Origin of the sequence: Caballeronia sp. LZ003, from assembly GCF_031451465.1 — a bacterium.
Lineage (GTDB): Bacteria > Pseudomonadota > Gammaproteobacteria > Burkholderiales > Burkholderiaceae > Caballeronia.
This window is the reverse complement of the sequence record NZ_JARUXJ010000001.1, coordinates 1,147,601-1,169,974: the sequence shown is the minus strand read 5'-3', so window position 1 is coordinate 1,169,974 and position 22,374 is coordinate 1,147,601. Positions and strand designations below refer to the sequence as shown.

Annotated in this window: 22 protein-coding genes, 1 tRNA gene and 1 pseudogene; 18 read left to right on the top strand and 6 right to left on the bottom strand. The window is 60.5% G+C overall.

Annotated features, from left to right (window positions below; translation table 11 throughout):
• From QCE79_RS05375 to QCE79_RS05355, 5 genes and pseudogenes are all read left to right on the top strand, one after another.
• Nucleotides 1-343, top strand: a pseudogene (locus QCE79_RS05375) (hypothetical protein); the annotation flags it as partial.
• A 429-nt stretch (nucleotides 344-772) separates the two neighbouring features.
• On the top strand, nucleotides 773-1,549 hold the full coding sequence (locus QCE79_RS05370; RefSeq protein ID WP_309842465.1) for a hypothetical protein: 777 nt from the start codon (nucleotides 773-775) through the stop codon (nucleotides 1,547-1,549).
• 287 nt (nucleotides 1,550-1,836) lie between these two features.
• Nucleotides 1,837-3,111: a hypothetical protein gene (locus tag QCE79_RS05365; RefSeq protein ID WP_309842464.1), complete on the top strand. Its 1,275-nt coding sequence runs from the start codon at nucleotides 1,837-1,839 to the stop codon at nucleotides 3,109-3,111.
• 43 nt (nucleotides 3,112-3,154) lie between these two features.
• Entirely contained in the window at nucleotides 3,155-3,676 is a 522-nt protein-coding gene (locus tag QCE79_RS05360) for a hypothetical protein (RefSeq protein WP_309842462.1), read from the top strand.
• A 502-nt stretch (nucleotides 3,677-4,178) separates the two neighbouring features.
• Nucleotides 4,179-4,409, top strand: a complete 231-nt coding sequence (locus tag QCE79_RS05355; protein ID WP_309842461.1) for an AlpA family phage regulatory protein — start codon at nucleotides 4,179-4,181, stop codon at nucleotides 4,407-4,409.
• On the opposite strand, the gene QCE79_RS39300 is transcribed toward QCE79_RS05355, so the two are convergent.
• The 5 genes from QCE79_RS39300 to acs form a co-directional block, all read right to left on the bottom strand.
• Nucleotides 4,378-5,628, bottom strand: coding sequence for a phage integrase central domain-containing protein (locus tag QCE79_RS39300; protein ID WP_309960020.1), 1,251 nt, complete (start codon nucleotides 5,626-5,628; stop codon nucleotides 4,378-4,380). The two genes, QCE79_RS05355 and QCE79_RS39300, sit on opposite strands and share 32 nt — an antisense overlap.
• 149 nt (nucleotides 5,629-5,777) lie before the next feature.
• Nucleotides 5,778-5,867, bottom strand: a tRNA-Ser gene (locus QCE79_RS05340).
• A 43-nt stretch (nucleotides 5,868-5,910) separates the two neighbouring features.
• The gene (locus QCE79_RS05335) at nucleotides 5,911-7,935 is read right to left on the bottom strand and encodes a sodium:solute symporter family protein (RefSeq protein ID WP_309842459.1); all 2,025 of its coding nucleotides are present in this window, start codon (nucleotides 7,933-7,935) and stop codon (nucleotides 5,911-5,913) included.
• Nucleotides 7,932-8,291 carry a DUF4212 domain-containing protein gene (locus QCE79_RS05330; RefSeq protein ID WP_404989057.1) on the bottom strand — a complete coding sequence of 120 codons (360 nt, stop codon included), beginning with the start codon at nucleotides 8,289-8,291 and terminating at the stop codon, nucleotides 7,932-7,934. The genes QCE79_RS05335 and QCE79_RS05330 overlap by 4 nt, the downstream gene beginning before the upstream one ends.
• Nucleotides 8,292-8,552: 261 nt before the next feature.
• Nucleotides 8,553-10,535 carry an acetate--CoA ligase gene (acs, locus tag QCE79_RS05325; RefSeq protein ID WP_309842455.1) on the bottom strand — a complete coding sequence of 661 codons (1,983 nt, stop codon included), beginning with the start codon at nucleotides 10,533-10,535 and terminating at the stop codon, nucleotides 8,553-8,555.
• Nucleotides 10,536-10,838: 303 nt separating this feature from the next.
• Between acs and QCE79_RS05320 the strand changes: the two genes are divergently transcribed.
• The 9 genes from QCE79_RS05320 (at nucleotide 10,839) to QCE79_RS05280 (ending at nucleotide 18,282) form a co-directional block, all read left to right on the top strand.
• Nucleotides 10,839-11,738, top strand: a complete 900-nt coding sequence (locus QCE79_RS05320) for a DMT family transporter (protein WP_309842452.1) — start codon at nucleotides 10,839-10,841, stop codon at nucleotides 11,736-11,738.
• 204 nt (nucleotides 11,739-11,942) lie between these two features.
• Nucleotides 11,943-12,479 (top strand): TIGR00645 family protein, encoded by a 537-nt coding sequence (locus QCE79_RS05315; RefSeq protein ID WP_404989359.1) that lies wholly within the window; start codon nucleotides 11,943-11,945, stop codon nucleotides 12,477-12,479.
• 54 nt (nucleotides 12,480-12,533) lie between these two features.
• Nucleotides 12,534-14,057: a fumarate hydratase gene (locus QCE79_RS05310; RefSeq protein ID WP_309842449.1), complete on the top strand. Its 1,524-nt coding sequence runs from the start codon at nucleotides 12,534-12,536 to the stop codon at nucleotides 14,055-14,057.
• A gap of 195 nt (nucleotides 14,058-14,252) precedes the next feature.
• Nucleotides 14,253-14,729 (top strand): bacterioferritin, encoded by a 477-nt coding sequence (bfr, locus tag QCE79_RS05305; protein ID WP_309842446.1) that lies wholly within the window; start codon nucleotides 14,253-14,255, stop codon nucleotides 14,727-14,729.
• A 13-nt stretch (nucleotides 14,730-14,742) separates the two neighbouring features.
• Nucleotides 14,743-15,627 carry a glutamate racemase gene (murI, locus tag QCE79_RS05300; RefSeq protein ID WP_404989053.1) on the top strand — a complete coding sequence of 295 codons (885 nt, stop codon included), beginning with the start codon at nucleotides 14,743-14,745 and terminating at the stop codon, nucleotides 15,625-15,627.
• Between the two features lie 167 nt (nucleotides 15,628-15,794).
• Nucleotides 15,795-16,037: a (2Fe-2S)-binding protein gene (locus QCE79_RS05295; protein WP_309842439.1), complete on the top strand. Its 243-nt coding sequence runs from the start codon at nucleotides 15,795-15,797 to the stop codon at nucleotides 16,035-16,037.
• 292 nt (nucleotides 16,038-16,329) lie between these two features.
• The gene (locus QCE79_RS05290) at nucleotides 16,330-17,067 is read left to right on the top strand and encodes an energy transducer TonB (protein WP_244827623.1); all 738 of its coding nucleotides are present in this window, start codon (nucleotides 16,330-16,332) and stop codon (nucleotides 17,065-17,067) included.
• Between the two features lie 29 nt (nucleotides 17,068-17,096).
• Nucleotides 17,097-17,843: a MotA/TolQ/ExbB proton channel family protein gene (locus QCE79_RS05285; protein WP_244827622.1), complete on the top strand. Its 747-nt coding sequence runs from the start codon at nucleotides 17,097-17,099 to the stop codon at nucleotides 17,841-17,843.
• Nucleotides 17,844-17,856: 13 nt separating this feature from the next.
• Nucleotides 17,857-18,282 (top strand): biopolymer transporter ExbD, encoded by a 426-nt coding sequence (locus tag QCE79_RS05280; protein WP_244827621.1) that lies wholly within the window; start codon nucleotides 17,857-17,859, stop codon nucleotides 18,280-18,282.
• Nucleotides 18,283-18,625: 343 nt separating this feature from the next.
• Here QCE79_RS05280 and QCE79_RS05275 read toward each other — a convergent pair whose 3' ends face one another.
• Nucleotides 18,626-19,588, bottom strand: coding sequence for a LysR family transcriptional regulator (locus tag QCE79_RS05275; RefSeq protein WP_250464354.1), 963 nt, complete (start codon nucleotides 19,586-19,588; stop codon nucleotides 18,626-18,628).
• Nucleotides 19,589-19,736: 148 nt separating this feature from the next.
• On the opposite strand from QCE79_RS05275, the gene QCE79_RS05270 reads away from it, so the two are divergent.
• The 4 genes from QCE79_RS05270 to hemP all read left to right on the top strand — a co-directional run bounded on the left by QCE79_RS05270 (nucleotide 19,737) and on the right by hemP (nucleotide 22,081).
• Nucleotides 19,737-20,603 (top strand): pirin family protein, encoded by an 867-nt coding sequence (locus QCE79_RS05270; RefSeq protein ID WP_250464352.1) that lies wholly within the window; start codon nucleotides 19,737-19,739, stop codon nucleotides 20,601-20,603.
• A 152-nt stretch (nucleotides 20,604-20,755) separates the two neighbouring features.
• Nucleotides 20,756-21,154: an OsmC family protein gene (locus QCE79_RS05265; RefSeq protein ID WP_244827618.1), complete on the top strand. Its 399-nt coding sequence runs from the start codon at nucleotides 20,756-20,758 to the stop codon at nucleotides 21,152-21,154.
• Between the two features lie 53 nt (nucleotides 21,155-21,207).
• A complete protein-coding gene (locus tag QCE79_RS05260; RefSeq protein ID WP_309842430.1) occupies nucleotides 21,208-21,696 on the top strand; it encodes an SRPBCC family protein in 489 nt (162 codons plus the stop codon).
• A 124-nt stretch (nucleotides 21,697-21,820) separates the two neighbouring features.
• A complete protein-coding gene (gene hemP, locus QCE79_RS05255; RefSeq protein ID WP_250464346.1) occupies nucleotides 21,821-22,081 on the top strand; it encodes a hemin uptake protein HemP in 261 nt (86 codons plus the stop codon).
• Nucleotides 22,082-22,374 lie beyond the last annotated feature (293 nt).

Here is a 22,374-nt window from a genome sequence, read left to right as displayed (position 1 = left end):
GACTGCAGGCGACGGCGGCAAAGCCATGGCTGGGTATCGAGGAGTTGCAACTGTGGGGTATGGCGGAACGGCGACAACGGGCTTTCGTGGTGAATCCACAGCGGGTGTTCGCGGGACAGCTATTGCAGGTGATGGTGGAATTGCACAGGCAGGCAATCATGGGACTGCGATCGCGGGATTCAGCGGGAAGGCAAGCGCTGGCGAGAAAGGACAGATCAGCATCTGGTACTGGGATTTTTATGAGATGCGATACCGAATGAAGGTTGGTTACATCGGCGAAGAGGGTTTGGAGCCGAACACGCTATACACCCTCGACGATAATCACCGCTTCATCAAGGTGTAATCACACATCACGATTTGGTAGGCCGCCGCTTTATTCGTTTTACGTCGCGTTGGCCTCTTAACCAAGTAGTTGTACTTATTAGGAAGTCGAGGATTCGATCATGCCGCGCAAGGCGATGACAATTGAGCAACGCGCTGCCAAAAAGGCAGCAAAGGCTGAGGCGCTGAAAGCGAAGCGTGAAGCCCTGAAGTGCGAGGCTCAGGCCGAAATTCACTTTTTGGCAAGCCAAATCCCGCCTCATATCGCTCAGGGGGGGGTGAATACAGTTCGCTGTTGGAAGGAGGCTTTGGATGCTGCTACGTCCGCCGCACAGCGTCCACGGATATCTGTCGACAGACTTCGATGCTCGCTCCATGAGCTCCGCAGGCATGTTGAATTGGTCGATGCGCCCCTTAACGAATAATGACGCCTGGTGATCTAGTGAGAACGATGAAAGAACGCCCGCTCGCATTCAGCGCGCCGATGGTGCGCGCCATTCTTGACGGACGCAAGACGCAGACGCGGCGCGTCGTGAAGTTGCCGCATGCCAACTCGCTCGGACAGTGGGAGCCGACAACCATCGGCGGCCGGAATGGTGGCTGCACGAAGGACGGTCAGGCTATCCCCGAACAAGGGGCAATTTGGCATACGCGCACAGCCGACACCCTCATGTGCCCCTACGGCCAGCCTGGTGACCGCCTGTGGGTGCGCGAGACGTGGCAAGGCCCCTTGTTCGATTCTGAAAACTGGGAGGCGTATCTCGAATGCCCTGAGGACTTTAAAAACCCAAAGTATTGCCACTATGCTGCTGATGGCGGCTCGCCGCCTGAGTTCATCAACATGGACGACGAGCTCGTCTGCCGGTGGCAGTCATCTACCTGTATGCCGCGTTGGGCGTCGCGCATCACGCTCGAAATCACCAGTGTGCGTGTTGAGCGTGTGCAGGAGATAAGCGACGAAGATGCAATCGCAGAAGGCATCGTGCCTTGGCGCTCGGACGGCAGCAAGCGCTACATGCTAGGCCCAGGCGAAGGTGCAGGCATCTTCGGAAGGCCTGGGTCTTGGAAGCCGGAAGAGACGCCACAGCTCGCATACGCGAAGCTGTGGGACAGCGAAAACCAGCAGCGTGGTCTCGGCTGGACCATCAATCCCTGGGTCTGGTCCATCAGATTTGAATTGCCGTCTGTCACGGGGTCGCGAGCAGGCTCCTTTCGTCACGCAACTTGATAAGGCTAAGGAACACGATGCGCCAGCTTTCGATAAGGCCTCCAAGAGCCGATTATTTTGTCGAAGCAGACTAAGAAACAACTACACCGCACCGGGTACTCATCGGGAATAAAAACGAAACAACTGTCGGGCTGCGGCTACTGCTATAAGGCATTACGGGTAATGACGCAAACGACATAAGTGAAAGCGCTTTTTACACTGATTTCCTAACCCCTGAAACTTTCAAAGATATTTACTCTATGGCATCCATTGAAACATCCCTCGTTCTGCGGGCTTGCGCAGAGGACATGTCGTCCAGCTACGGCTTCAAGTGGCCAAATGTTAATGGCGTCGCTGAAGCGCCCGATTGGGATCCCCGTCCCACTTGCGGAAAAGGGTTGCACGGCTGGCTTTACGGACATGGCAGCATTCCTGACGTTAAGTTAGAGAAACGCCCGCGTGACATCCCGGCATACCTACTATCAAAAGCCGCTAAATGGTTGGTAGTGGAGGTTGAGTCGGCTTCAATTGTAACGCTGCCTGGTATGTGCAAGTTTCCGCGCGCAAAGGTTCGGTTTATAGGGACCAAACACGACGCAGTTTCATATCTCCTTACTCACGAACCGAAGGCGGATAAAAGCCCGATGATGGGTGCTCGCGTGAAGGTGGGCGATGGCGGATATGGGTTCGTCTGCGACCTCGGAGAGGTAACTGCCGGATCTGAAGGGGTAGCTATCGCAGGCGATATCGGAGCCTCAACCGTTGGCCAGCGGGGTACTGCGATCGCTGGATACCGTGGCTCCGCGACCTCTGGAGACGCAAGTAATGCAATCGCTGGTCGCCGCGGGATCGCGCAAGCGGGTCAAAACGGCATGGCTCGCGCAGGCGACTTCGGATCTGCTTTCGCCGGCGACAATGGCATCGCTGTTGCTGGAAAGGATAGCGGCGTGCGCGCGGGGAACTATGGGGTTGCTGTGTCTGGCGAGAATGGTAACTCATACGTGAGCGACGATGCGCACGCAATAGTTGGAAACAAAGGTACCGCCGTCGCGGGATACAACGGCTTGGCGTGGTCTGGCGACGAAGGCAAGTCATTGGCAGGCGCTCGGGCTTTCGCACGTGCCGGTGCTTTCGGCTATGCAAATGCAGGAGACGGCGGCATGGCAATGTCTGGCCATCACGGACACTCAGTAGCTAGAGTATTTGGAATCGCAATTGCCGCGGACCATGGGAAGGCCGAGGTTGGTAATGACGCTCGCGCCATAGTCGGAGATCACGGCGAAGCGAACGCAGGTGATCGAAGTTATGTCACCGCCGGCGCTCACGGAATTGCGGTTGGAGGAAGTCATTCGAGGGCTACGGCAGGCAACTACGGCTTCGCAAAGGTCGGCGACCACGGAACAGCTACGGTCGGCCTCCGCGGACAGGCATGCGCCGGAAGGTTCGGCGAGATACGTATGACTTACTGGGATGAAGTATGCAAACGCTATCGGACCAAGTGCTGCTACGTCGGTGAGAACAATATCGCCCCCAACGTAAAGTATGCCCTGAACGACTTGAATGAAATCGTTAAGGCCGAATAGTCTCTTACAAAACAGCATTCGAATCATCACTAAGGAGCAAGATATGGAAACAGCGCCTGACCCGCGCGATCAATACGCCGCAAACTACGCCCGTTCGGTGGCTCGAAATCCAAGTAGCGCGGATTATCGGCTGCTAAGTTCTAAAATGTGCTGGGACGCCGTTCTCGAGTGCGCAGTAAAAGTTCAGATTATCACCGAGGAACAGTGTAAGACGATCTCTGGAAAGACAGCGCTTGTGAACGGTAGTGATCGGTTAGTGCCGTCAGCCGAGAGCATGAAAGCTGTTCCTCCTGGGCAATCTTTGGGATTTTTCGCTGGGTTTTATCCAATGCATATGATGCTGTCTACAGGGGGCGGAGAGGGAGCAGGCAATAAGAACGCTTGCATTGGCATTGGTCAACCCGTTGGTTGGGAATTGCTAGATCTCGTAAATGGACCAGATTGGGAGTATCGGACAGCCTTGAATACGTATCAGGGGGCGATCGTGTCTTTGCGAGGAATCCATATTCCAACTGGGGAAGTTGCTGTGGTGCGACGCCGCAGCTTATCTCTATTGGACAGATAGCTCTTATCGTAAATATGCAACGCAGTTTTCTTACCTTAGCTCATTCGACTGAGCTGGTCTTGGCCACCAGCGATCCTGACAGGGCGATGAAAACTTATACAGACGGGAGCGTTGGCGACAAACCATTTAACTTTTTGATTGCAGCCTAAACAGCATTGCCAGGTCGACCGCCGCAATAGGCAGATCTCACAGTTTAATATGCGGCGCCTCTTAGGCGAGCTCGTGAGAAGGTAAACCGGCAAGCGGAGAGTGCGGACACCAACAAAAGCAAAGCTCAAAATCTTCGAGACCTGTCGACATAAACGCCGAAGCGGTCGTCGAGGCGCATTGCGGTTATTCCACCATCTAAAACGACTTCACTCGCAGACGCGCCAGATCGGCATCGGTGCTGACCGAGGAGCGCTTGCCTGGCATGAGCACGTGAGACTTCAAAAACTGGAATGCAGCAGCAAATCGAAGAATTCATGCGGCGAAACCGCGAGTATCTTTTGGGAGTCAAGTAATGAACGCACTCGGAATCAAACAAGTCGCCGAGAAGGTGAATCTGGGGAAGTCGACGATCTACCGAATGATCGAGCGCGGCGAATTTCCGAAGCCGTTCGTGCTGACCGGTCATCGCACAGCCTGGGTCGACACCGAGATCGACGCATGGCTCGCCGCGCGCGTCGCGGCTGCGCGCGGTGAGCAGCCACAGACCGAAGCTATGCAGCAGACTGAGCCTTCGCTCCCGTGAACGGCAGTACGGCAGCCGTCTCGCCGTTGCAGAACTTCGCCCACTCGTCCATCAACCGGCGCCGCCGCTCGAGCATGTCTCCGCGGCGGTAAGCTGCGTCCGTCTTGTCTGCCACCACGTGCGCCAGCGCCATGTCCGCGATCGAATCCGGATACTCGGTGCAGTCGGCCACCCAATCCCGAAATGTCGAACGAAAGCCGTGGACAGTGATGTCCGGATAACCCATGCGCTCGAGCAAATTGAGCATCGCCATGTTGGACAGCGGCCGCCCCTTCTTCTCTCCCGGGAACAGGTATTTGCCCTCGCGCGGCTGATCGAGCGCCGCCTGCACCAATTCGATCGCGCGATCGCACATCGGCACGCGGTGCTCGCGCTTGGCCTTCATCCGCGCCGGCGGCACGATCCATAGCCGGTTACGCAGCTGCAGTTCCTCCGGTTGCAGATCGAGCGCTTCCGTCGTGCGCGCGCACGTCAAGATCGTGAGTTCCAGCACGCGCGCGGAGACGCCTTCGCGCTGGCGCAGCTCGCGCATGAACGCGGGCAGCTCGGCGTACGGCAGCGCCGGATGATGCCGGATCTTGTGCACCTTGCCCTCGGCCGGAAAGACCTTGTCGAGGTGGCCGCGCCAGCGCGCAGGGTTTTCGCCCGCGCGCTTGCCGATCGCCTTCGCGTAGTCGAGCACGCATTCGATGCGACCGCGCACGCGGCTCGCCGTTTCCGTCTTTTCAGCCCAGATCGGCTGGAGCACGCGCACGACCATCGACGTGTCGACGTGGCGCACATCGATTTTTCCGATGATGGGAAACGCGTAGGTCTGAAGGGTATTGGTCCACTGCTGCGCGTGCTTCGCGTTCTTCCAGCTCGCGCGATTGTTCTCGATGTAATCAGTCGCGGCTTTCTTGAACGTCAGGCTATCGGTTTCCTCGAGCGCGGCCCGCTCGCGATGGGCGTTCCGCACTTCGATCGGATCTCGCCCTTCAGCAAGCATCTTCCGGCACTCGCTGGCAAGCCCGCGGGCTTCGGCAAGCGAAACGGTCGCAAGCGCGCCGAGGCCCATCTCGCGCGAACGCTTCGCCAACGAAAATCGGAAGATCCAGGAGCGCGATCCGCTCTTCGAGATCTGTAGATAGAGGCCGCCGCCGTCAGCGTAATAGCCCGGCGTCGACTCCTTCGAAACCTTCAGTGCGTTGAGTTTGTGTAGCTGTCGGTTGGTCGCCATTTCTTACCCACAATCCTACCCACGTTCGATGGTTGGATTATGTGGGTAGAGACGGGACGCGACAAGAACGTTGACACCCCCAAAACCAGCGCCGGGGCGGCTCTGAGAGAGACTGGCGGGATATGTCGGGATAGCATGGGAGAACTCTGTGGCGGAGAGAGGGGGATTCGAACCCCCGATAGGTTTTACCCTATACACGCTTTCCAGGCGTGCGACTTAAACCGCTCATCCATCTCTCCGGAAGACCGCGATTATACCAACTTCCCGCCGCCCCGCCACCCCCTACGGATGTCGAATGTAATCGACGAGCGCGCGCGTGTAAGCATCCGGCTTCCGGTCGAGAAGACTCACGACGATCGCCACCGCAAAACCGGCCGGCACACCGAAGACGCCAGAACTGATCGGCTCGATGCCAAACCAGCGATGCCCAGCGAAGCCGGTCAGTTGCACGAAGAACGGATACGTCGACACGATGTAATACACGCACACGACAAGCCCGGCAATCATCCCGGCGACCACGCCGCGCTGCGTGGTGCGCTTCCAGAACACACCGAGCACCAGCGCTGGAAACAAACTTGACGCCGCCAGCGAAAACGCGGCTCCCACCAAAAAGAGAATATTTCCCGTGTTGAGCGACGCCACCCACGATGCCAGCAACGCCACGCCCAGCAACAAGATCTTGGAAATGGTGACGCGCCGCTGACTCGTCGCGTTCTTATCGACCATGCAGTAATAGACATCGTGCGAAAGCGCATTCGCGATGGTCAGCAGCAAGCCATCCGCCGTCGAGAGCGCGGCCGCCAGCGCGCCCGCCGCGATCAATCCCGATATCACGTACGGCAAGCCCGCGATCTCCGGCGCGGCGAGCACGACCATGTCGGGCTGCATCTGGATTCCCGCCCAACGCACGATGCCATCGCCATTCACATCGCTGATATGGATGAGATACGGCTCCACGCGCCGCCATTGCGTGACCCACTGCGGCAGGTCCGCGAACCGGTGGCCGACAATGCCCGTCAGAATCTCGTGCTTGATGAGCACCGCGAGCACCGGCACGGTCAGATAAAACAGCGCCACGAAGAACAAGGTCCAGCCAACCGAGCGCCGCGCCGATGCCACCGATGTGGTCGTGTTATAGCGCGTGAGGATGTGCGGCAGACTGGCCGTGCCGATCGACAGGCACAGCAGCAGCGACAAGAAGTTGAGTTGATGCGAGCGCGGCGTCTCATCGCTCGCGGAGTCCGGCGCGAAGGCTTCGACCATCGAAACCGGAGCCGCGACGCGCTCGGTCAGGGCATCGCGTTCGCGCGCCCACTTGACTTTCGCATCCGCGGGATCGCGGGGGAACGAAGCCAGTTCGCGCTCGCGCTCGTTGATTTCGCGCAGCGGCCCGTTATGCCGGCGCAGGTCCGCGACTTCGTTGACGAGACGGCCGTGTTCGTCGAAGAACGACTTCGGCAGCGCGTCGATACGCTGCTGCATTCGCGCCGCCTGACGCTGATAATTCATCCGCACGCGCGCTTCGTCGGGTGACGCCGCGACTTCGCGCTCGAGGGCTTCGACTCGCTCCATCACGCGGCCATAGTTGAGTTGCGGCAGCCAGCCTAGGCCTTCGCGATGCGCGATCATCGACACGGGAATCAGCATCGCGCTGATCAGAATGATGTACTGCGCGACCTGCGTCCACGTCACCGCGCGCATGCCGCCCAGAAAGGAGCACACGAGAATGCCCGCGAGCCCGCAGAAGATGCCGATGGAAAACTCGATGCCGATAAAGCGCGACGCGATCAATCCGATGCCCTGAATCTGCGCGACGAGATAGACGAACGAGCAGAGTATCGCCGCGATGGCCGCGAGCGCGCGCACGAGGTTGCTGGAAAAGCGTGTGCCGAGGAAGTCGGGAATGGTGTAGCGCGCGAGTTTGCGCACGTACGGCGCGAGCAGGAACGCGACGAGGCAGTAGCCGCCGGTCCAGCCCATCACGTAGGCGAGGCCGTCGTAGCCGCTTGCGTAGATCGATCCCGCGAGCCCGATGAACGACGCCGCCGACAGCCAGTCCGCCGCGGTCGCCATGCCATTGAACGCCGACGGCACGCGCCGGCCCGCGACGTAGTATTCGACGAGATCGGACGTGCGCGAAAGCAGTCCGATGACCGCATACACCGCGATCGGCACGAACAGGAACACGTAGCCTATCCACATGCCCGACCCGGTCGTGCGCTCGATGCGCTCCATCAGAAAGATAAAGAGCAAAAACCCGAGCGTATAGAGCGCGTAGGCGAGGATCAGCCGGTTCGTGAGCTTCATCGCGCGGCCGCGTCCATTGCGTCTTGTCTCGCCGATAACGCGGCCGCGCGCAACAGACGCGCATCGGCAATCTGCATCAGCACGATATAGACGAGGATCAACGCGACATAGACGAGTATCGCGCCTTGCGCCCCGAAATAGAACGGCAGCGGAAAGCCCGCGACGCGCACGTGCGCGAGACGCTGCGCGAAAAGCGGCACGCCGAACGAGACGACGAAACCGATCGTGAGCAGCACGCCGATCAACGCGATGTTGAAGCGCCAATACGCCCGCTGCGCGCGCGCCATTGCCGCCGGCACGAGCGGCGGAGCGGGAAGCGTGGGTGGCGCGGAATCGGCGGGCGGCGGCATGACCATGCGGTTATTTACCAAAACCGCATGGTATCGGCAATCGGGGACTACAGCGGGATGGGATGGGCGGACGCGGATCGAGTTCGAATCTAACTGCGTTTGCCCTGGCTGGACGAGTCCGCTGCCGAGACGACCGAATGGAATGGCACGGAGACGGAGAGGCTCACGTACCTGCCCTCGTCGATCGAGCTAAACCGCAATCACGGCATGCGGCTAAACGCGATGCGGCGCGCGCCTTGACGTGCGCGACACATCGCAAACCGTCAATCAACGCGCCTCGCCGAGCTGATCCAGAATCGCCGGATTCTCGAGCGTCGAAACATCCTGCGTGATCTGCTCGCCCTTCGCGAGCGAACGCAGCAGACGCCGCATGATCTTGCCCGAACGCGTCTTCGGCAAATTCTCACCGAAGCGAATGTCCTTCGGCTTGGCGATCGGTCCGATCTCCTTGCCAACCCAATTGCGCAGCTCGTTCGCAATCTGCTTCGCTTCATCGCCCTCAGGACGATCGCGCTTGAGCACGACGAACGCCACTACGGCTTCACCGGTCGTGTCGTCCGGACGGCCGACGACTGCCGCCTCCGCGACCATCGGGTTCGCAACCAGCGCCGATTCGATCTCCATCGTCCCGAGCCTATGACCGGAGACGTTCAGCACGTCGTCGATACGGCCCATGATCGTGAAATAACCGGTGTCCTTGTCGCGCACGGCGCCATCGCCCGCGAGATACAGCTTGCCGCCGAGTTCCTCGGGAAAGTAGCTCGACTTGTAGCGGTCCGGGTCGCCCCAGACGTTGCGCAGCATGGACGGCCACGGACGCTTGACCACCAGAATGCCGCCTTGTCCGTTTGGCACGTCCTGGCCGGTTTCATCGACGATAGCGGCCATGATGCCCGGCAACGGCAACGTGCACGACCCCGGCACGAGCGGCGTCGCGCCCGGCAGCGGCGTGATCATGTGGCCGCCGGTTTCGGTCTGCCACCAGGTGTCGACGATAGGACACTGCCCGCCGCCCACGTTCTCGTGATACCACATCCACGCTTCGGGATTGATCGGCTCGCCGACGGTGCCGAGAATGCGCAGGCTCGACAAATCGAAACTCTTCGGATGGACCCTCTGATCCGCTTCCGAGACCTTGATGAGCGAGCGGATCGCAGTCGGCGCCGTGTAGAAGATCGTGACCTTGTGGCGCGCGATCATCTCCCAGAAACGGCCCGCGTGCGGATACGTGGGCACGCCTTCGAACATGACTTGCGTCGCTCCAATGGCGAGCGGCCCGTACGCAATGTAACTATGTCCCGTGATCCAGCCGATGTCCGCCGTACACCAGAAGACATCGCCCGGCTTCATGTCGAAGGTCCACTTCATGGTCTGCGCGGCCCACAGCAACACGCCCGCCGTGCTGTGCTGGACGCCCTTCGGCTTGCCCGTGGAACCAGACGTGTACAGAATGAAGAGCGGATGCTCCGCGCTCACCCATTCCGGCTCGCACGTCGCCGATTCATTCTCGACTACGTCGTGCAGCCAGGAGTCGCGTCCTTCGGTCCATTGCACCTTGCCGCCCGTGCGGCGATACACGATGACGTTCTTCACCGCCTCGCAGCCGCCGGCCGCGAGCGCTTCATCGGCGATGCTCTTGAGCGGCAACGCCTTGCCGCCGCGCATCTGCTCGTCGGCGGTGATGAGCGCGACCGCGCCGACATCGACGAGACGTTCGTTGAGCGACTTCGACGAGAAGCCGCCGAACACGACCGAATGCGTCGCGCCGATCCGCACGCAAGCCTGCATGGCGACCACGCCTTCCACCGACATCGGCAGATAGATCACCACGCGATCGCCCTTCTTCACGCCGCGCTTTTTGAGTGCATTGGCCAGACGGCATACGCGGTCGAGCAAGTCCTGATACGTGACGTTGGTGACCGTGCCGTCGTCGGCTTCGAAGATGATGGCGTTGTCGCCGCCGCGGCCCGCTTCGACATGGCGATCGAGACAGTTATACGAAGCGTTCAGCTCGCCGTCTTCGAACCACTTGTAGAACGGCGCCTTGGATTCGTCGAGCACGCGGGTGAAGGGCTTGTGCCATGACAGCGTTTCGCGCGCGAGCCGCGCCCAGAAACCTTCGTAATCGCGTTCGGCTTCGGCGACGAGCGCCTTGTAAGCCTCCATGCCGGAGATGGCCGCGCCCGCCGATGCTTTCGCAGACGGCGGGAACACGCGTTTTTCCTGAAGAACCGATTCGATCGCAGACATCGACAACCTCTCTGATGGTGATTCCAAAAGCCGGCGGCGCGCTTCGTTGCTATCGCGTGCCGCATGTTATGAAGTTCGAAAGCCGGAAAGCGTGCTTCGTTCCCGGCCGAACCTTGTCTCCTTTCCAGGAACGGCTTCGCTCGTAAAGCGCTGCCATCCCGCATGTACTCCAAGATATGCCGTTCAACTTACCCGCTTCTTACGCGCGCCGGTCAAGAGGCACGGGGTATACGCGGAGTCGCGGCGGCTTCAATTACAATGCGTCCCCACAATCGTAACTGAACTCGCAGTGCGGATTCCAGCTTGAATCGCTACGCCCTTTTACTCATCGCAGCCATGCTGCTCGTCGGAAGCAACGTCGGTATCGGCAAGTCCATCGTCGCGTCCGTTCCCGTTCCGCTCTTCGCGCTTCTGCGCTTCGTGATCGCCCTCTTGGTCCTTTGGCCGCTCTTCCGGCTCCCCAAGATGAGGCAGGTCGCGCGCGGCGAATGGATCAACCTCTTTCTGCAGGCATTCTTCGGCACATTCGGCTTCACGCTTCTGATGTTGAATGGCGTCGCACGCACGAGCGCGGTCGCGGCGGGCGTCATCACGAGCACGATTCCGGCTGTCGTCGCGCTCTTCTCGTGGCTCTTTCTCAAGGAGAAGCCGAGCGGACGCGCGTTCGCATCGATCGCGCTTGCGATTGCGGGCGTGCTCGTCATCAACGTCGCGCAAAGTGGCGATGCCTACGCCGACGGCAGCGCGGGCTCGCTCACGGGCAATCTGATGGTGCTCGGCGCGGTGTGCTGCGAGTCGCTCTATGTGATCCTGTCGCGGCGTCTGACGCAAACGCTGCCGGCCATCGACATCTGCGCTTATACGCATGGCATAGGCTTCGTGCTGATGCTGCCGTTCGGCGCGGCTTCGTTTGTTGCGTTCGACTGGCGCGGCGTCGAACCGCTCACCTGGGCGCTCGTACTCTGGTATGGACTCGCGGCGAGCATCTTCTCGTTCTGGCTGTGGATGAAAGGCATCCGCCATGTGGACGGCAGTCTCGCCGGCGTGTTCTGCGCCGTGCTGCCGATTGCCGCCGCGATCTACGGCATCGCGTTTCTCGGGGAGCGGCCGAGTATCGCGCATGGCATCGCACTCGCCTGCGTGGTCGCGGGCATCGGGCTCGCGAGCATGAAGACGCGCGCGGCGGTATCGGTTGCCGAGTAATCGCGCCGACACGCGCGCATTTTGAAAGCCGGGCGGATCGTCACATACAACTTGCTACAATGGCGGGCTTCCTGAGCGCGGGTCCACGACCCGCGCGCGTTTCCTGTTCGTTGCTTCTTCCCTTTCCTCGTCCGACAGCCGACCGACAAGCCGCCCATGCCCGCTTCCAAGCACACACCCGACTCGCGCGTCCAACCCGGCTCGATGAAGGCGCTGCCGAAAATCATCTTCATGAGCCGCTGGCTGCAGGTGCCGCTGTATCTGGGCTTGATCGTCGCGCAAGGCGTGTACGTCGTGCTGTTCCTGAAGGAAGTCTGGCATCTCGTCACGCACGCAATGACGCTCGATGAAACCAACATCATGCTGGTCGTGCTCGGCCTCATCGACGTGGTGATGATCTCGAACCTGCTGATCATGGTGATCGTCGGCGGCTACGAAACCTTCGTGTCGCGTCTGGGCGTGGAAGGCCATCCCGACGAGCCCGAATGGCTCGACCACGTCAACGCGGGCGTGCTGAAGGTCAAGCTCTCGATGGCGCTCATCAGCATCTCGTCGATCCATCTTCTCAAAACCTTCATCAACCCGGACCAGCATACGTTTCATACGGTGCTGTGGCAGGTGATCATCCACATGGCCTTCCTGTTCTCGGCGCTTATCATGGCGTACGTCGACAAGCTGACCACGCATACGCATCCCGCACATTTTCACAGCGAAGTCGCGCCACGAAGCGCGCTCGACTGAGCCTCAGGCGTCATCAGAACGCACAAATATATTCGTCCCCGAAAAGCCCAAGCCATGACCGTCATCAAGCAGGAAGACCTGATCCAGAGTATTGCCGACTCGCTGCAATACATCAGCTATTACCATCCGCTCGACTACATTCAGGCGCTCGGCCGCGCCTACGAGCTGGAGGAAAGCCCGGCCGCGAAGGACGCCATCGCGCAGATCCTGACCAATAGCCGCATGTGCGCGGAAGGCAAGCGTCCGATCTGCCAGGACACGGGCATCGTGACCGTGTTCGTCAAGGTTGGCATGGACGTGCGTTGGGACGGCGCGACGATGAGCGTCACCGACATGATCAACGAAGGCGTGCGCCGCGGTTACCTGAACCCGGACAACGTGCTGCGCGCGTCCATCGTGAGCCCGCCCGAAGGCGCGCGCAAGAACACGAAGGACAACACGCCCGCCGTGATCCACTACGAGATCGTGCCGGGCGACAAGGTCGACGTGCAGGTCGCGGCCAAGGGCGGCGGCTCGGAAAACAAGTCTAAGTTCGCGATGCTGAACCCGTCGGATTCCATCGTCGACTGGATCATCAAGACCGTGCCGACGATGGGCGCGGGCTGGTGTCCGCCAGGCATGCTCGGTATCGGCATCGGCGGCACGGCGGAAAAGGCGATGCTGATGGCCAAGGAATCGCTCATGGACCCCATCGACATTCAGGACGTCATCGCGCGCGGACCGCGGGACTGGATCGAAGAACTGCGCGTGGAACTGCACGAGAAGGTGAATGCGCTTGGTATCGGCGCGCAAGGTTTGGGCGGGCTTGCCACCGTGCTCGACGTGAAGATCATGGCGGCGCCGACGCACGCGGCGTCCAAGCCCATCGCGATCATTCCGAACTGCGCGGCCACGCGTCACGCTCACTTCACGCTCGACGGCTCGGGCGCGGCGAAGCTTGAAGCGCCGCCGCTCGACGCGTGGCCGGACGTGACCTGGGCGCCGAACACGGAAACCAGCAAGCGCGTCGATCTGAACACACTGACGCCGGAAGAAGTGGGTTCCTGGAAGCCGGGTCAGACTTTGCTCTTGTCGGGCAAGATGCTCACGGGCCGCGACGCGGCGCACAAGCGCATTGCCGACATGCTCGCCAAGGGCGAAAAGCTGCCGGTCGTTTTCACCAACCGCGTGATCTATTACGTCGGCCCGGTCGACCCGGTGCGCGACGAAGCCGTCGGTCCCGCCGGCCCGACCACGGCCACGCGCATGGACAAGTTCACGGAGATGATGCTCGCGCAAACCGGCCTCATCTCGATGATCGGCAAGGCCGAACGCGGGCCTGTCGCCATCGAGGCCATCAAGAAGCACAACGCGGCGTATCTGATGGCCGTGGGCGGCGCGGCATATCTCGTCTCCAAAGCCATCCGCGAAGCGAAGGTGCTGGCGTTCGAAGACCTCGGCATGGAAGCCATCTACGAATTCGACGTGCGGGACATGCCGGTGACGGTCGCCGTCGATTCGCAAGGCACGTCGGTACACAAGACGGGTCCCGCCGAATGGCAGGCGAAGATCGGCAAGATTCCCGTCGCGACGGTCTGATCGATCGAGGCCGCACGGATCGCGGCCAATGAAGAGCCGGACCGCGCGTCCGGCTCTTTTGTTTTGGAGAAGCGGTATCGAGAAGGATTTCCATTCTCAGTTTTATCGCAATTAAAAAAGATTCACTCATCCTTGGCAGAGCCGTTAAGAACGTTTATCTTTGCGGGATGCCCCACGCTATGAAAAGGAACAATCATGAAAGGCGACGCTAAAGTCATCGAATATCTGAACGCGCAGTTGAAGAATGAACTGAGCGCGATCAATCAATACTTCCTGCACGCGCGGATGTACAAGCACTGGGGCCTGGAAAAGCTCGGCAAGCATGAGTACGACGAATCGATCGGCGAAATGAAACACGCCGACTGGCTCATCCAGCGCGTGTTCATGCTCGACGGTCTGCCGAACCTGCAAGACCTGCACAAGCTACTTATCGGCGAAGAGACCAAGGAAATCCTCGAGTGCGACCTGAAGCTCGAACAGATTTCGCAGTCCACGTGCAAGGAGGCGATTGCCTATTGCGAATCGGTGCGCGATTTCGTCTCGCGCGATATCTTCGACAAGATCCTGAACGACACCGAGGAACACATCGACTGGCTGGAAACGCAACTGGATCTGATCGACAAGGTTGGCATCCAGAACTACCAGCAGACTATGATGGGCGAAGGCGAGTAAATATCTGTCCGCAATGTCAGTAGTTGTCGTACCCACAATCATGCCGAACGCGCGTGCTCCGACAAACGCGAGCGCGCCGGTCGGCATTTTCGATTCCGGTCTCGGCGGCTTGTCGGTGCTGCGTGCGGTGCGGGCGTTGCTTCCGCACGAGCGGCTCGTCTATGTCGCGGACTCGCTGTACGCGCCCTACGGCGAGCGCGATGACGATTTCATCGTCGACCGCACCATGGCTATCGGCGAATGGCTCGTCGCGCAAGGCGCCAAAGCGCTCGTCGTCGCATGCAATACGGCAACCGCGCAATCCATCGCGCTCGTGCGCGAGCGGCTTTCCATTCCGCTCGTGGGCGTCGAACCGGGCGTGAAGCCCGCCGCCGCTGTTTCCAAGACGCGCGTCGTCGGCGTGTTGGCAACCGCGGTGACCTTGCGCAGCGCGCGCTTCCAGTTGCTGCTCGAACGTTACGCGGGCGATTGCCGCTTCATCTGCCAGCCGGGACACGGTCTCGTGCAAGCCGTCGAACGCTGCGATACATCGTCGCCGGAAGTCATGGCACTGCTCGAAGGCTATCTCGCGCCCATGCTCGAAGCCGGCGCGGATACTCTGGTGCTCGGCTGCACGCACTATCCGTTTCTCGACCGCGCCATTCGCGACATCGCCGGCGAACGGCTACAACTTGTCGATACCAGCGTCGCCATCGCGCGCCAGCTCGACCGTCTGCTGGAAACGAACGCGCTGAAAAACTCATCGGCTGCGGTGGAATCCATGCCGCGCTTCTGCTCGACTGCCGACGGCGAATCCCAGCGTCAGCTCGCGGCATCGCTTCTGCATCTCGACGCCAGCGTCGAACACGTGCTGATCCCTTCGCGACGCACGCGCCTTGCCGAACCCGACATCGTCTAAGGGTTTTTCCGGGGCGTCATAGCCGTCGGAACCCCACCAGCAAACGCTCCTAAGCAATAAATCGGCTAACACACGCGCTGTGTTACAAAAAACACAGAACCCGGCTTGCCAAGAGCGTCTTACTGAATGATAATAATTCGCATTAACGCAAGCTATCGCGAACGACCATGATCGTCTGTGTCTGCAAAGCAGTTTCCGACCGTAAGATTCGCTCCGCCATCGCCGATGGAATGGAATCCTTCGACGAGCTCCAGTTCGAGCTTGGGGTCGCGCTATGCTGCGGGAAGTGCGAAGCAAGCGTGCGCGACGTCATGGCGACGAGCGGTGTCTGCGCGTCGCGCTGTGGAATGGAACAGCGCGAACATCCGCAAGTCGCGCCGCTCACGTTCTACGAACGCCAGGCTGCCTGAAGTTACGCGGGCGCGACCGAGATAGCGCTCGGCGCCCCGCTGTCGGCGAAGCGCGCCGCTTGGTTTCTTGATCGCTTATCGCAAGCCAGGTTCCGATCACCTACGCCAGCCACGCAACTCTTTGCCCTTAAGGAGGGAAAGATGGAATTGCTGATTGGTTTCGTGGCTACTCTATTCATATCCCTCATTATTTTCAGAAAATGATGTCGTTTGGTTTCTTCCGCGCCGAACCAGCGAACGTACGTAACTTCGATGGCCGCGCTACTGGCAACACCGCAAGCAGCGAATAAGAATGCAGTCCCCGACAACCTCTCCCGCTGTATTCGACACGACGACGCCGAGCAATTTGAACCCGCGCGTGGTGGCCGCGTGCGTCGCCGTGCTGGCGATTCACGCCGCGCTCTTCGGCGTGGCGCTCACCATGCATCGCGAGCCGCTGCCGCGCCCCGTCGAAGCGAAGACAATCACCGCGCAATTGATCAGCGAAACGCCGGCGCCCGCGCCGCAGCCTGTCGCCGTGCAGTCGCCACCGACTCCCGAGCCGCCGAAACCGGTTCCAAAGCCGCAGCCCAAACCGAAGGTCAAACCCAAGGTCGAGCCGAAGCCCACGCCGATGCCGGTGCGCGAGACGCCCTCGCAAATCGCCGCGCCCGCGCCCGATCCCACACCGCCGGCCCCGACACCGCCCGCGCCAGCGCCCGCCGCGCCGGCCGCGCCCGCGATCGGAAAACCGACGATGGATCTGGCCGCGCCGAAGAACGTCGCGCGGCTGAGCTGCAACATCGCGCAGCCGGATTATCCGGCGATGTCGCGGCGTCGCGGCGAAACCGGCACCTCGCTCGTCAAGCTGACGGTCGGTATTACGGGCAAAATCGAGAATGTGACGCTGCAAAAGAGCAGCGGCTCGCAGCGCCTCGACGACGCGGCGCTCGACGCCGTGCGCAGCAGCGCGTGCAGTCCTTACAAAGAGAATGGCGAAGCCATTCGGGCAACCGCCACGGTGCCATTCGTATTCAGTCTGAACGACTGACCGGCTTTTTTTAGAAACAGGAACTGGAAATGAACAACTACGGGATTGCGCACGTCTGGGCGCAAGGCGACTTCGTCACACGCGGTATCGCGCTGGCGCTCGTCATCATGTCGGTGCTTTCGTGGACCGTGATCGTCGTCAAGGGATGGAACGTGCTGCGTCTCAAGCGCCTCACGAAGAACGCCGATCAGGCTTTCTGGCATTCCGACGACTTCAACGACGGCATCAAGAAAATCAGCAGCCAGTCGTCGAATCCGGCTGACAACCCGTACCTCGCGCTGGCGCTGGCCGGTCAGGAAGCGTCCGAGCATCATCATCAGACGCAGCCGCATCTGCACGACCGCATGGATGTGTCGGAGTGGATCACGCGATGCCTGAAAGACGTCATGGATGAAAGCGTCGGCCGCATGCAAGCAGGGCTCGCCGTGCTGGCATCGATCGGCAGTACGGCGCCGTTCGTCGGGCTGTTCGGTACTGTCTGGGGCATTTATCACGCGCTCCTGACAATTGGCGCGACGGGCCAGACGTCGATCGACCAAGTGGCGGGTCCGGTGGGCGAGTCGCTCATCATGACGGCCTTCGGTCTCTTCGTCGCAATCCCTGCCGTGCTCGGCTACAACGCCCTCACGCGCGCGAACAAGAGCGTCGTGACGAAGCTGAACCGCTTCGCGCACGGCTTGCACGCCTTCTTCGTGACCGGCTCGAAGCTGTCGTCGTCCAAGCGCACCAAGGACGCCACGTCCGAAAGCCTGCGTCTCGCGACGCGCGCATCGTAAGCGGAGGTTCAAGATGGCCATGAGCCCTTTCGCCGGCGATGAAGACGACGGCATGATGAGCGAGATCAACATGACGCCGCTCGTCGACGTCATGCTGGTGCTCCTCATCATTTTCCTCGTGACCATCCCCGCGATGCATCACGCTGTGAAGATCGACCTGCCGCATGCAAGCAGCCAGCCGCAAGACGAAAAGCCGTCGCATGTGGACGTCGCGATTCAAGCCGATGGCACGATCGTCTGGGACGAGCAGAAAATCGACGACGCGACGCTCAAGGCGCGCATTGCGCAGGCTTCGCAGCAAAACCCGCAGCCGGAGATTCATCTGCGCGCGGATCGCAAGGTGGCGTACGAACGCGTGGCCGATCTCATGTCCGCGGCCCAGGCGGGCGGACTCACGAAGATCGGTTTCGTGACCGAGCCGAAAGCCGGCGGCAATTAAAGCAGCGCGCAACAGAGCCGCAAAAAGTAAAAGGCCTTCATCGTCGGATGAAGGCCTTTTTTATTGCGCACTCGGCGCATTCGGGCAAGGCAATTACTTGGGACTCGAATAGCCCGAGCCGGAAGAATCGCCACATGCGGCAGCCGTCGTTGACACGGACAGCGCGATCAGCCCTATCAGGCTAACTATCAGAGTAGCCGTCAGTTTCCGCATAAGAAGCTCCTTAGCGAAAGGAATTTCAATATAACGCCGGCCATTCCTGCAAACAAGGTTTCGGCGATTGAATCTGTCCATCGCAAGCGCGCGCTTCAATGACATAAATGATGCCGCGCGCCGATTGCGATCAAACCGTTTCGCGTTCCGGCTGTTCGTTGACAGGACATTCTCCGGGGAAGCGTTTGCCGCCTTCGATCGACTCCACCAGAAAATCGACGAACGCCCGTACGGCCGGGACCATGCCCTGCCGCGTCAGGAAAACCGCATAGAGTTGCGGCGACGGAAATGTCCAGCCGGGCATCACGGGCGAAAGCTGGCCGGTTCTGAGCGGCGCGCCGTACATCATCTCGGGCAGCGCCGCGATGCCGACGCCGCGCATGACGGCTTCGCGGATCATCGAGAGATCGGCGGTGACGAGACGCGGCTCGTGCTCGAACTCGTGACGCGTGCCATCGGGCGCGATCAGTCGATACACATGGCGGCCATCCGCCGATGGCACATCGAGCGTGTCGTATTGCGCGAGTTCGGCGGCGGTCATCGGTGGCGCGTTCGATTTGAGAAGCGAAGGCGCGGCGACCAGCATCTGCTCGGTGCGCCACAGCGGGCGCGCGACCACGTTCGAACTCACGGGCGGCTCGGAGCGCACGCGCAAGGCGACATCGATCGCGTCTTCGAACAGATCCACCACACGATTGGTCACGCGCAGCACGACCCGCACTTCAGGGAATCGATGCATGAAGTCGGGCATCACCGCCGACAGAAACGTCTGCGCGATGGTCACCGGGACGCTCACGCGCACCGTGCCACGCGGTGAGTCACGCAGGCTTTGCACCACGTTGACGGCGGCCTGCGCCTCCACGAGCATTGCCTGACAGTGTTGATAGAAAAGCTGCCCCGCCTCGGTCAGCGCAAGCTTGCGCGTGGAGCGCTGCAAAAGGCGCACGCCTAGCGACGCCTCCAGCTCCGACACGCGCCGCGACAAGCGCGACTTGGAGATGCCCAGCACGCGCTCGGCCGCCGAAAAACCGCCGTGTTCGACGACGTGCGAAAAGTACATCAGATCGTTCAGATCGTGCGAATCGACTTTCATGGGACGTTCGGTTCGTTCGAGTTCGTTATCCGTGGCGGGACAATCCATTGCGCCACGAGGTCTTTTATCGCTAAATCCGGCACATATAATATCCCCACGTTCTTCAAATATCGCTATTTCCCTTTTGGTGACGCGAGGCATTCCGATCATGAGCCGTACCATTTCCAGCATCATTCCCGCAACGCGCACGGTTGAAGGCGGCGGCTTCGTCGTGCATCGCCCGTTTCCGACGCGTCTGCTGATGGACTTCGACCCGTTCCTTCTCCTCGATGAAATGGGCCCGACCGATTACGCTCCGGGCGAAGCCAAGGGCGCGCCGGATCATCCGCATCGGGGCTTCGAAACGGTCACCTACATGCTCGAAGGCGAGTTCGGTCACAAGGATTCGGCCGGCCATTCCGGCACATTACGTCCGGGCGACGTGCAGTGGATGACCGCCGGCGCGGGCGTCATTCATAGCGAGATGCCTGGCGAGGAATTCACGCGACGCGGTGGCCGCGTGCACGGCCTGCAATTGTGGGTGAACTTGCCGAAGCGCGACAAGATGACGACGCCGCATTATCAAGAGATCGCGTCGGCGCAGATTCCCGTCGCGACGAGCGAAGACGGCAAGGTGCGCGTGAAGGTCATCGCGGGCGAAGCGCTCGGTGTGAAGGCCGCCATCGAAACACGTACGCCGATTCTTTATCAACACTTTTCGCTGCAACCTGGCGCAAGAGTCGAGCATCACGTGCCGCGGGATTTTCGCGTGTTCGCATATCCGTTGTCGGGCGTCGGTCTCTATGGGCCGCAGGGCCAACCGGTGCGCAAGCAGCAGATGATCTCGTTCAAGGACGATGGCGACACGATCATCCTCGCCGCCGGCGATGAACCCGTCGAAGTGTTGCTCATCGGCGGCGTGCCGCTCAAGGAACCTGTGGTGCGCTACGGTCCTTTCGTCATGAACACGGAAGATGAAATTCGCCAGGCCGTGACCGACTATCAGACAGGCCGCATGGGCGCGATCACGCATTAGGCACACCGAGCGGTATTCATCGCTGAACCGTATCGGCACGATGAAACGGCGCGGCACGAACGGGCGCATTGCGTCACAATGACCGTTCGTGCCGCGCCGCTCTTATTCGCGCCGCTATTCTTGCCGTACATCGCCATTCATAGGAGCGACGCATGTCTTCCGGATCTTCCGTGACCGCCAGCATCGGCGCTGCCGACTATCAGGTGCAATTGCGCGACGGCACGCATGGCTGGGTCGCCGATGAACCCGCAAGCCTCGGCGGCGCGGACACCGGTCCGGAGCCCGCGTCGCTGCTGCTATCGAGCCTGGGTGCGTGCACCTCGATCACGCTTCGCATGTACGCGAAGCGCAAGGGTTGGCCGCTCGAAGCGGTGCACGTCGAATTGTCGATGAAGAGCACGGCGGACGGCACGATCATCGACAGGCAGATCGCGCTCACGGGCGCGCTCGATGCCGAACAGCGGGAACGCCTCTTGCAAATCGCCAATGCGTGTCCGATGCACAAGGTTCTGTCCGGAGCGGTGCGCATCGACTCGGGGCTCGCTTCCTGACTTCCTGAAAACAGCCCGCACGGGTACATCGAACTATCCAGGGAAACGTCGTTTTGAATTTCGAACATCTCATCCAGATCAACGATCCGACCAATCCGCTCGTCGGGTCGCTCACGCGCGAACAACTGTGGGAAGGGCTCGTGCTGCGCGCCGAGCAGCCGCAACTTTTCGTGCTCGGCCTCGATAGCTGCGACATCCTCTCGCGCGAGGGCGACGTCATGGAGCGCGAGTTGCACTACGGTCAGGCCGTGGTGCGGGACCGCGTCACGCTCACACCGGATAGCAGCGTGCGTTACGACATCCTGCCGACTGCCGAACATGTCGGCGGCTCGTTGACCATGGCGATCGAGCAGCCCGACGAGTTGCAACTGTTTCTGCGATTCACGTACAGCACCACCCTGCCCGAAAACGACGACGCGACGCCTGACGAGCGCCAGACCAAAGAGATCGTCAAGTCGGCTTATCGGGAATCGGATATCGACACGGTGCGGCTGATTCGCCAATATGCGCACGGGCGCCACGACGAAACGCCGCTGCACTAGAAAGTTCAAGTACTACATGAAGCGCGGCTATGACGGCCGCGCATCCATAGGAAACTCTAGTTGCAAATAGGAATAGTTATCATTTACTATAGACCCATCGAATCAACGAACGCACTCAAACGACATGACCGACACGCTGCGATCCACCACGCTCAGGCTTCGCCGTCCGGCAGTTCGCGATGCAGCCATCACGCGCCCAAAGACGGCTGCCGTGACGTCGGTGCGGGCATCGACGATATCGACGGATTCAGCCGATGCAACCGGCGATCGTTCGTTGCGCAGCGATACGTTACTGCAGGGGCGCAGTCATATCGCGATCGTGCATAACGGGGAGACCTATCAGTTGCGCGCGACGCGTCTGGGCAAGCTGATCCTGACGAAGTAGGCGGCAAAGAGGTAAGGCAGAACAGCAGTACCGTGTATTGTGGGGACCACCTCGCCAAAGAGGTGTTTGGCCTTAGCCAGCGAGGACGACTTGCACGCGAGAATTTAGACCCCTTCGTGCAAACACCAGCCAGTCGTCGATAGCAAGCGAAGCCGCTTTTTTTGGTTCCCGCCGATGTCATGTGCCCGAACGAGGCCATGCATTTTGATTGATCGAACGGCACGCCTTCAATGCGAAGGCGTGCCGTTTTTATTGTGCGCGGGCTATGGCAAAAATTCGACCGCGTGCTTCGA